The sequence below is a fragment of the Domibacillus sp. PGB-M46 genome, assembly GCF_022668875.1.
In the GTDB taxonomy this organism is placed as follows: domain Bacteria; phylum Bacillota; class Bacilli; order Bacillales; family Domibacillaceae; genus Domibacillus.
Genome location: NZ_JAKGCR010000057.1, coordinates 1 through 3,023, shown reverse-complemented (window position 1 = coordinate 3,023; position 3,023 = coordinate 1). Strand labels below are relative to the sequence as shown.

2 protein-coding genes are annotated in these 3,023 nt (G+C 36.2%); both read right to left on the bottom strand.

The features are described from left to right. Nucleotides 1-1,604 (bottom strand): Ig-like domain-containing protein (locus L2D08_RS23525; protein ID WP_242237968.1); only part of this gene is annotated, 1,604 nt, incomplete at its 3' end. 224 nt (nucleotides 1,605-1,828) lie between these two features. Then, nucleotides 1,829-3,023: OmpL47-type beta-barrel domain-containing protein (locus L2D08_RS23520; RefSeq protein WP_242237966.1), on the bottom strand; the 1,195-nt coding region annotated here is incomplete at its 5' end.

Sequence of the window (3,023 nt, the reverse complement as noted above, 5' to 3'; positions counted from 1 at the left end):
GTTACCGTTACTGCTTCACTTACATTGCCCGCTTCATCAGTTGCCGTTACAGTGATTTCTGTTCCAGCTGCCTGCTTTGGAATACTAACACTGAACTTCCCATCTGTTCCAGCTTCCACCGTACCTAGTTCGGTTGTTCCGATCTTAACCGTTACAGTAGACCCTGCTTCTGCTTCCCCTGCTACACTTGTCGATTGGTCTGTTACTTCGCTCACCGTCGGTGATGCTGGAGCGGTTATATCTTTTACTGTTACCGTTACTGCTTCACTTACATTCCCGGCTTTATCAGTGGCCGTTACAACAACTTCTGTTCCCGCTGCCTGCTTTGGAATGCTAATGCTGTACTTGCCATCTATTCCGGCTTCTACAGTACCCAGTTCAATTGTTCCAGTCTTAACCGTTACAGTAGAGCCTGCTTCCGCTTCTCCTGTTACTTCCGTAGATTGATCAGTTACTTCATTCACAGTTATTAAAAATTCATCTTTAATTAATTCTGTTAAGTAAGGCTCATAGATAACTTTGGCTAAACTAAAATCATCGTAAAAATCATAGATACCTTTTTCAATTATCGTTTTATCACTACTCCCCCAATAATTATTGGGGGCATCTACTTTAGTGTTGTATTTTGCCTTTAGATTAAATTCTTTATTATTATAAATGTTGTTAAATGTTATTGTTGATGCCTGAGTATTATAATCTGGTACCCTATTAATGATTAGTCCTTTATCATTATTTGAAATATCATTATTGATTATACTAACTTTTGCCCTAGCATCTACCCCTATTAAATTATTTTGTATTTTTGAGTTAAGTATATGCGTATTATTTGAGTTTTTATCTATGCTTATTCCAATATTACTATTCTCAATGTTACTATTCTTAATAAGAATATCAGGAGTAGTTCCAAAATAATTAAGCGTGAAAACTTTTATCCCTGTCCCTAAGCTTCTAACAACAAAATTCTCAATTAGGTTTTCATGACCATCTATCCAGACACCGTCTTTCAAATGTTCTACTTTACAATTATTCAACTTATTATTTTCAGCACCGTCCTCTATATAAAGAGCATAACTTGCAAAACTGTGTACTGGCTTAATATTACAGCCATTGATAAGATTTTTATTGCCTCTTATATTAACTTGATTAAAGTCACTGTTAGAGAAACTATTACTATCTCCGTCTATATGTACCGAGGAGTTAAATAAGCTGTTCGAAAATAAATTGTTTTTACCCTTCAAAGACACTATATAATTATTAAAACTGGTGTAATTAAGTGTATTATCGTTTGATTTTAGAGTGAAATAAATATTATCGAAATTAACCATCTTGTCCTCGGTTCCCTGAACAACAATTTTCCCCTCTACAGTTAGTTGTTTTTTTAGAATTGTATCGCTTATTATTCTGACACCTTCCTCAATAGTTAACGTAACGCCCTCATCCACATACACATTCCCACTTAAATTATAAGGGCTACCCTCTTTACTCCATGTTGTATCTTTACTGATAAGTCCACTTATTTCAGTTCCAAAGTTTTCTTCAGCTAGTATTTCTACTGGTATGGCAAAAAACATAAATAAAAAGCAGAGAGTAATTACTTTTTTCATTTAAATCCCCCTAATATGTTATTTCTTCATTCCAATTATAGGTTAATTTTTCCTCAATTGGAACGATAAGTTTGTGTTGTTTTACGTTACCTGCTTTTGTATGCAATTATATGTATAGGAACTTGACAGCCTATTTTGATTTCTCTCTTGGTTCTTCCGCTAATTATCTACCCAAAATAAAAACAGGAAGAGCGATAGCCCTCCTATTTTTACATCGTAAAATATTATTTTATATTCTTATTATGTGGCACAGTTACGATCGCAGTTTCAATTGCTTCATTCCCAGCAATGTCTGTAGCTTTATAAGTGACAGTGTAAATCCGGCCATCCTTTGTAAATCTTTCCGCACGTAAATCGAATGAAACATCAAGTGTGCCATAGGTAGCTTCTTGGATATCAAATGGCTGGTCATCCCTGTTATACCCAACATCATTTTCACTGCTTACAATCGAAACGAGTTGTGTCTTGTCAATCCCGGAAAGCGAGTCGCTTTCTATTACGTCAGCATTTATAGTCATCATTTTGTGATTTGGTGACCACAATTCGCTTTTATCAAGCATTATCTCTAACAATGGGGCTGTTTTATCAATTTTTACAGAAAGCAACTGTTCTTCTTCGGTGTTACCTGCCGCGTCTGTACTACGATAATGAAATGTTGTTTTTCCTTCAGTAGAAATAGTGACTGGCTGACTGTATGGTTTCCACACAACTCCATCGTAGCTGTACTCTGTTTTCTCTACTTCCGAAGAGTTATCTTCTGCCGTCAATTTTACGGTTACGTCTTTATTCGTCCAGCTAGTAGCTGAAGATATCGCTTTTGTTTTTGGCGCTACTTTATCGATTTTTACAGATTCAAAACGTGTCTCTTCCATATTCCCAGCCACATCTATACTTCGAAAATAGATTTTTGTTTCTCCTTCAGCAGAAATTGAAATTGGCTGATTGTACAATGTCCATGTGACTGCATCATAACTGTATTCTGTTTTTTCTACTCCTGAAAAGTTGTCTTTCGCTTTCAGTTCTATTGTTACATCTTTGTTTGTCCAGCTTTTCTCAAAAGGAAGAGTTTCTGTTAAAGGAGGTGTTTTATCACTCACTATAACTTCTTTAGCTTCACTAATATTACCTGCTGCATCTGTTGCTGTAATCTCTAGCTTTGTTCCTGCCATTTGCTTTAATATGGTGACCACATAGTCCCCACCAATCGTTGTGGTTGCTGTTCCTAATGTGGTAGTTCCTGATCTCACGGTGATTATTGAACCTTTTTCTGCTGATCCTGTAATACTCAATGAAGCATCAGTTACTTCATTCACTGTTGGTGCTTCTGGTGCAACAGAATCTTCGTTTTCATTATTTACGGTGAAGCTAGTTGTACTTTGGTCAGGTAATCTCGTGCCTGTGATTATAACCTCGTTCCCA